This is a genomic window from Sodalis sp. (in: enterobacteria) (assembly GCF_047607725.1).
GTDB lineage: Bacteria > Pseudomonadota > Gammaproteobacteria > Enterobacterales > Enterobacteriaceae > JBLKSS01.
Map to the genome: position 1 here is coordinate 1 of NZ_JBLKSS010000032.1, position 6,998 is coordinate 6,998.

Below are 6,998 nucleotides of genomic sequence, written 5' to 3' on the forward strand. Positions count from 1 at the left end.
GGTTCACTAGGCATCGTAGTGGAACATATTCTTACCGGGCCATACAACAAAGCCAGCAATAATTCAAGACGTCCTCCACGGGGCGCTTACACAGAAAGCAGGCTGGTTTTGACATTGAGTGGGAATTCCCTTCAACTTTATCTTCGTTTACCGCCTTAAGGAAATTACCATGCGTCTATACCTGCTCATTCCCTTGTGCCTTCTATTATCGGCCTGTTCACCCAAAAAATATCCGCTGACCATGGATGCCATCAGTGCGGACAAAGCGCAGCATATCATTAATGATATACAGGCACAGAGACAGGATAGCCGCGAGGAATTAATTGAACAGGTTTCGCAATCGTTTCTTGGCACGCCGTATCAGGCCAATACATTAATCGGCTCGGCGACGGAGCCCGAAAAGCTGGTGGTGGATTTCAATGGCGTCGACTGCTTCACCTTTCTTGATTACGTCAATGCGCTGAGCCAGTCGGCAAACAGAACAGATTTTTTCAATCAACTGGTGAAAACCCGCTACAAAAACGGCAAGGTGGCCTTTGTTAACCGTAAACATTTCTTCACGGATTGGTTTGCGAGCCAGCCGCGCAATGCGGTGGACGTCACCGCGCACATTATTAGTCCTAAGGCCAAGGTGGTTCATAAACACCTTAATCTGAAAGCGGGGGGCGGTAAATTTATTCCCGCTATCGGAGTATTTGAGCGCGACATTACCTACATCCCCGCGGGCGACTTGGATCAAGCAGCACTCAACGCAATCCATTCAGGGGACTATATTGGCATTTATTCCAAACTTGACGGACTGGATGTTTCCCATGTGGGCATCGCCATCAGGAAAGGGGACGACCTCTATTATCGTAATGTGTCTTCCTTACAGCGTAACCGCAGAGTGGTGGATACGCCGTTTATGGAATATATGCAAAGCAAACCCGGTATTGTGGTTTTGCGCGCATTGTAAAAGAAAAGCCAACGTGACTACCCCGCCCTGCCGGCCCGTCTCACGTTTGCTCAAGCGGCCTGCGCCAGAGGCGGGCGGCGATTCCGCTTTCTTCATCGCATTGGGGATCGTGGGAGCCACCGTGATGCCGCACAACCTCTACCTCCACTCTTCCATCGTACAATCGCGTCAATACGACCGCAGTAATGAACGGGCGGTGAAAGAGGCCATCCGCTACGCGACCATTGATTCCAATATACAGTTGGGATTCTCGTTTATTATTAATTGCTTACTTCTTATTCTTGGCGCCGCGCTATTTTTGGCAAAAACCCGGATGATATCGGCCGCTTTGCCCAGCTGTACGATGCCCTACAGGATCACAGCATGGTTGGCGCCATTGCCAGCGCCACCCTGGCAACGTTATTCGCCGTTGCGCTGTTGGCTTCCGGTCAGAATGCCACCATTACGGGGACCTTAACCGGGCAAATCGTGCTGGAAGCCTTCATCAATTTCCGGCTCCCGCTGTGGCAGCGGCGCCTGATTACCCGCCTGATTGCTATCATGCCGGTTGTGGCCTGCATCTATCTATGGGGAGACAAAGGGGACGTGGTTGAGAAACTCCTAGTCTATACCCAGGTATTTTTGAGCATCGCCTTACCGATTTCGATGATCCCGCTGCTGTATTTAACCTCATCCAAAAAGCGAATGGGCAAGTTTGTCAATTGCAAACCTTTTATGGTACTTGGCTGGCTGGCCACCGCGGTATTGGTGGTCTTAAACCTCCAGCTCATCATCGAAACGGTGCGAATGCTGTTCGGCTGAGAAACCTTGCGTCGTTGATAGGCAGGGTTCAGCTGCGCAACAGTGTGGCTGCAGAATTGCGCGCGGCTGAAGCGCAGTATTCAACGGAAGAACCGTGGTCGGTTTAAAGTTCAGCTAATGACGGTGCCAGGCCGCGCCGCGCCGTGCGGCCCCTTCACGCCGGCGTTCGCGCTCTTTAGCGGCCAGGATCTCAGCGAGAGGGGCGTTTATAGGGGTTGGGATCGCCGGGCTTGCGGGTTTTGAGCAGTTTTAGCACCCAGGTATACTGTTCAGGATTCGGACGCACCATCGTTTCCACCGCTTCATTCATGCGCCGCGCCACGGTAGCATCATCGGCATCCGTTAACGCTTCCATGGGCGGCAGAATATGAATATGCAGCAGGCTGGTTTTGCCGTCGTAGACCGGGAACAAGGGAACAACGGTGGCGCGGCAAACTTTCATCAGACGGCCGATAGCCGGCAGCGTCGCTTTGTACGTGGCAAAGAAATCCACAAACTCACTGTGCTCGGCGCCGTGATCCTGATCCGGTAAATAATACCCCCAATATCCCTGGCGCACCGAGCTGATAAAGGGTTTGATACCGTCGTTGCGCGCGTGCATACGGCCGCCAAAACGCCGACGCACGCGATTCCACATAAAGTCCACCAGCTCATTGCGCTGATTGTGGAACATGGCCGCCATTTTTTGGCCGCGCGCAGCCATCAGCATCGCCGGCACATCCACCGCCCAGCCGTGGGGTACCAGAAAGATGACATTGCGCCCCTCTTCCTGAAGCCGGATCAGCCATTCGTCGCCATGCCAGCGCACGCGCGCCAAGACTCGCTCTGGATCGCGGCAGGCCAGCTCGGCCATGAGGATGGTGGATTGCGTCACGCAGGCGAACATGTCGTCAATGATGGTTTCCCGCTGCTCTGCGGCGATTTCCGGCAGGCAGTAGGCCAAATTGACCTGCGTGCGAAAGCGCGCCTTGTGCGCAACGCGGCCAACCGCCCGGCCCAGCGCGCCCAGCACGGGATCGCGGAACCGGGGCGGGATCCAGGCGGCAGCAGCGATGGCACCTATCCCCAGCCAGACGCCCCAATAACGTGGGGTGTAGAATGCGTTTTTGAACGTCGGGATGAACTCTATCTGTCCGTTTTGCTTATTTTCCATGCATGCCTTTCTCAATGCTTGTCATCGCGCAGTACCCGCGGCTAACCGCATTATAAAGAAAAAAAGCAGCCGATGCAGGATCGGCCGCTGATGGCGTCATGTCAGTTTAACTGCAGCTGAGGCAGCATCTGTTTGACTTGGGCGAGATATTCGGCGCGGTCGCTGCCGGTCAGCCCTTCGGTGCACGGCAGTTTGGCGGTCAGGGGATTGACCGCCTGCTGGTTGATCCAGACTTCATAATGCAAATGGGGGCCGGTGGAGCGGCCGGTATTGCCGGACAAGGCGATGCGATCGCCGCGTTTCACTTTCTGTCCCGGCTTCACCAACAATTTTTTCAGATGCATATAGCGGGTCATGTATTGGCGGCCGTGGCGGATGGCCACATAGTTACCGGCGCCGCCGTCCCTTTTGCTGACCATCACCTCGCCGTCACCCACCGCCAGCACCTGCGTACCGACCGGCGCGGCGAAATCGACGCCGCGATGGGGCGCGATACGGCCGGTAACGGGGTTAAGCCTGCGCGGATTGAAATTGGAGGAGACGCGGAATTGTTTCACGGTGGGAAAACGCATAAAACCACGGGCGAGACCGGCGGCATCGCGGTTATAGAATTTACCGTCATCCGCACGGAAAGCGTAATAATCTTTCCCGCCTGTACGTAAGCGCACGCCGAGCAATTGACTTTGAGCGCTTTTGCCGTCCAGCATTTCCCTCGAGGTCAGAACCGAGAACTGATCCCCTTTACGCAACTTGCGGAAATCCAGCTGCCACTGCAGCGCTTTGATCACCGCGTTGATATCGCCGCCCGTCAGACCGGCTGCGCGGGCGCTGGTGACGAAACTGCCGTTGAGCTGGCCGGTCAAGGTGGTGTTGCACCATTCGCCTGTCATATTGGCGATGCTTTCCTTGAAACCGCCGTCCACGCGATCATAGGTGCGCGTCTCGCGGCGCGAGACATCCCAGGTCAGGCGCTGCAAATCGCCCTCGGCGGTCAGCGTCCAGGAGAGGGACTGGCCTATCTTCAGATTGCGCAGCGCGGGATTTTGCTGAGCCAGCGCGGTGACGTCGGCGATATCGATGCCGTACTGGGTAAGGACACTGCTTAGGGTATCGCCGGGGGAGATGACATATTCATGCACGCCGGCCTCCCCTTCCACGCGTTCGTCCAGTTCATCCTTCGGAATATCTTCGTCGCTGTCAGGGGTGGTCTGGTCGAGGGGTTCGCTGGCCTCGGGCGCCAGCTCACGCAATTGATGATCTTCCAACGGGATGATGCGGCTGGCGGGCCGTTCCACCACCGGGGAGTAGATATAGGGTCGCCAAACGGCGACGGCTAAAGTGACTATGGTTAGCGACCCCAGCATGACGCGGTGGGGTCGCGGCAGATGATTAAATGCCAGGGCGAAAGAGCGGGCTATCTGCTGCACTAATAACTATCCTCATGTGTTGTTCTCCAGGCAGCTCACGTACTGGTTCGTTAATTGAGACAGAAAGCGCGCGTAGCTTTCCTTGTCCAAGGCGATACCCATTCCCAGCGGGTCCAGGGTGCCAATACGCACGGATGTCCCGCGGGCGACGGCGTTGATAACGACTGGCCTGAATTGTGGCTCAGCAAAAATACAGGTCGCTTTTTGCTCAACCAACAGTGTTCTGATTTTGTGTAAAACCTGGGCGTCGGGTTGTATTTCGGGATTGATGGTGAAATATCCTAACGGCGTCAGGCCATAGTATGTTTCAAAATACCCATACGCATCGTGAAATACGTAATACCCTTTAGCGCGAACGGGTGCCAGCATTGTAGCGATATTTTTGTCATTTTTTGTCAAGACGGCGTTGAAAATTCGCAGATTATCGTCCAATTGTTGTTTCTTTTCGGGCATTAACTCCACGAGACGGTCATGGATCGCCTCGGCAGCGCGCCGAGCTATGGTCGGCGAAAGCCAGAAATGCATATTATATTCGCCGTGGTGATGGCCGTCGTCGCCACCGCCGTCGTAATCATGCCCATGATTTTCATGCAATTCTTCGCCGCCTTTTTGCAAAAGCGGCTTAACGGACGGCAGGCTGGCCAAGGTAATGCGCCGCGCGGCAGGCAGCGAGGAGGCGGGTCCGGAGAGAAATGCCTCCATTTCCGGCCCTATCCACACCAGCACATCGGCTTTCTTTAACCGCAGCGCATCCGTCGGCCGCAAAGCATAATCATGGGGCGAGGCGCCATCGGGCAATACTATCTCCACCGGCATAACGCCATCGGCGACGACCGCGGCCTACGCGTTGACGCCCGCCGCCATCCCTAACGCGGCCCCAAGACAGGCGAAACGGCAGGTACGGCCAACGGTGCGCAATAAAGCGGCGGGATAGGATGAGGGCATGGCAATATTCTCATCGGCAACGAAGCGGGTTGTTATGTTATAATAACGCGGTAATTTAACAACCGTAATCATCATGACCGATTTGGTAATCCTGGAACACATTGGCGTCGCCTTTGGCCGAAAAGCGGTGCTGCACGATATCTCTTTCACCCTGCGCCCCGGTCACATTCTTACCCTGCTGGGCCCGAACGGCGCCGGCCAGTCGACACTGGGGCGGGTGGTGCTCGGGCTTATCGCCCCCACTGAGGGTACGCTAAGACGCCAGCCCAAACTGCTCATGGGGTATGTACCGCAAAAAATACATCTGGACCCCACGTTGCCGCTGACGGTGGAACGCTTCATGCGTTTGCGGCCGGGCGTCAAGAAAAGCTATATAGCGCCGTCACTGGCGCGGGTGTAGGCGCAACATTTGCAGACGGCGCCCATGCAAAAACTTTCCGGCGGTGAAATGCAACGGGTGCTACTGGCGCGCGCCCTGCTCAATTCACCCCAGCTATTGGTGCTGGACGAGCCGACCCAGGGCGTGGATGTCAACGGCCAGGTGGCGCTGTATGATTTAATCGACAACATTCGCCGCGCCCTCGGTTGCGCAGTGTTGATGGTATCGCACGATTTACATCTGGTGATGGCGAAAACCGATGAAGTGCTGTGCCTTAATCACCATATCTGCTGTTCCGGCACGCCGGATGTGGTCTCGGGCCACCCTGATTTTATCGCCATGTTCGGGCAGCGCGGACCGGTGCCGCCCGCGCAGGGAGCGTGTCGTCATGATTGAATTATTGCTCTCCGGCTGGTTCGCCGGCGTGCTGTTATCGCTGGCGGCAGGTCCCCTCGGCACCTTCGTGGTGTGGCGCAAAATGTCGTATTTCGGCGATACCCTCGCCCATGCCTCACTGTTAGGCGTTGCTTTCGGCCTGTTACTGAACATCAATAATCCGTTTTACGCGGTGATTGCGGTTACGCTGGCGCTCGGGCTGGTGTGGCTGGAACGCTTCCCCCAGTTGGCTATCGATACGTTGTTGGGCATCATGGCACACGGTTCGCTCTCCCTGGGCCTGGTGGTGGTCAGCCTGATGCAGGGGGTGCGGGTCGATCTGATGGCCTATCTGTTTGGCGATCTGCTGGCGGTCACGCCGCAGGATATTGCGCTGTGGGCGTGGGGGTCGCGGTAGTGCTGACGCTTATCTTATGGCAATGGCGCACGCTGTTGTCCGTGACCATCAGCCCCGAATTGGCCCACTTGGACGGGGATCCCCCTGCCCCGCGTCAAGCTGCTCTTGATGCTGGTCACGGCGCTGACCATCGGGCTGGCGATGAAGTTTGTCGGTGCGTTAATTATTACTTCGCTGCTCATCATTCCCGCCGCGGCCGCGCGCCGTTGTGCGCGCAGCCCGGAGCAAATGGCGTTATACGCCACCCTAGCGGGCGCGTTGGCGGTCACCGGCGGACTGGCCTTTTCCGCGTTCTACGATACACCGGCCGGCCCATCCGTTGTGCTGTGCGCCTCGGTGCTGTTCCTGCCCAGCCTGACCGTCAAAGCGCGCTCTTGACCGCCGAGAGCGGCGCAACACCCTGTCATCCGCCGCCTCCGGTCACTGCGCCGGTTCCGCGGCGGTGGGACGCGGCCGCTGATGCTCGGTTGCGGCGGCGTTATTCGTCCTCGCCGCCGTGTCCCTCAAGCCCGAAATGGCGATACGCGTGGACGGTAGCGATACGC

5 protein-coding genes and 3 pseudogenes are annotated in these 6,998 nt (G+C 57.0%); 5 read left to right on the plus strand and 3 right to left on the minus strand.

What is annotated here, in order from left to right; genetic code table 11:
• Positions 1–169 precede the first annotated feature (169 nt).
• The 3 genes from ACMX3H_RS03890 to ACMX3H_RS03900 all read left to right on the plus strand — a co-directional run bounded on the left by ACMX3H_RS03890 (position 170) and on the right by ACMX3H_RS03900 (position 1,756).
• The gene (locus ACMX3H_RS03890; RefSeq protein WP_415209882.1) at positions 170–955 is read left to right on the plus strand and encodes a DUF1460 domain-containing protein; all 786 of its coding nucleotides are present in this window, start codon (positions 170–172) and stop codon (positions 953–955) included.
• 124 nt (positions 956–1,079) lie between these two features.
• The gene (locus tag ACMX3H_RS03895) at positions 1,080–1,412 is read left to right on the plus strand and encodes a divalent metal cation transporter (protein ID WP_415209899.1); all 333 of its coding nucleotides are present in this window, start codon (positions 1,080–1,082) and stop codon (positions 1,410–1,412) included.
• The gene (locus ACMX3H_RS03900) at positions 1,319–1,756 is read left to right on the plus strand and encodes a divalent metal cation transporter (RefSeq protein ID WP_415209883.1); all 438 of its coding nucleotides are present in this window, start codon (positions 1,319–1,321) and stop codon (positions 1,754–1,756) included. The genes ACMX3H_RS03895 and ACMX3H_RS03900 overlap by 94 nt, the downstream gene beginning before the upstream one ends.
• A gap of 190 nt (positions 1,757–1,946) precedes the next feature.
• Here the strand turns inward: ACMX3H_RS03900 and lpxM are convergent, their stop codons facing one another.
• From lpxM to znuA, 3 genes and pseudogenes are all read right to left on the minus strand, one after another.
• Entirely contained in the window at positions 1,947–2,909 is a 963-nt protein-coding gene (lpxM, locus tag ACMX3H_RS03905) for a lauroyl-Kdo(2)-lipid IV(A) myristoyltransferase (protein ID WP_415209884.1), read from the minus strand.
• A gap of 101 nt (positions 2,910–3,010) precedes the next feature.
• Positions 3,011–4,336 carry a murein DD-endopeptidase MepM gene (mepM, locus tag ACMX3H_RS03910; RefSeq protein WP_415209885.1) on the minus strand — a complete coding sequence of 442 codons (1,326 nt, stop codon included), beginning with the start codon at positions 4,334–4,336 and terminating at the stop codon, positions 3,011–3,013.
• Positions 4,337–4,348: 12 nt separating this feature from the next.
• A pseudogene (znuA, locus tag ACMX3H_RS03915) lies at positions 4,349–5,176 on the minus strand (zinc ABC transporter substrate-binding protein ZnuA); the annotation flags it as partial.
• A 178-nt stretch (positions 5,177–5,354) separates the two neighbouring features.
• On the opposite strand from znuA, the pseudogene znuC reads away from it, so the two are divergent.
• Positions 5,355–6,056, plus strand: a pseudogene (gene znuC / locus ACMX3H_RS03920) (zinc ABC transporter ATP-binding protein ZnuC).
• Positions 6,049–6,831 (plus strand): annotated as a pseudogene (znuB, locus tag ACMX3H_RS03925) (zinc ABC transporter permease subunit ZnuB). The pseudogenes znuC and znuB overlap by 8 nt, the downstream one beginning before the upstream one ends.
• Positions 6,832–6,998: the final 167 nt, after the last annotated feature.

What these genes read in the sequence shown, in the direction of transcription:
- lpxM (WP_415209884.1), bottom strand. Translation starts at nt 2,909, where the DNA reads ATGGAAAATAAGCAAAACGGACAGATAGAGTTCATCCCGACGTTCAAA.
- ACMX3H_RS03900 (WP_415209883.1), top strand. Translation starts at nt 1,319, where the DNA reads ATGGTTGGCGCCATTGCCAGCGCCACCCTGGCAACGTTATTCGCCGTT.
- ACMX3H_RS03895 (WP_415209899.1), top strand. Translation starts at nt 1,080, where the DNA reads ATGCCGCACAACCTCTACCTCCACTCTTCCATCGTACAATCGCGTCAA.
- ACMX3H_RS03890 (WP_415209882.1), top strand. Translation starts at nt 170, where the DNA reads ATGCGTCTATACCTGCTCATTCCCTTGTGCCTTCTATTATCGGCCTGT.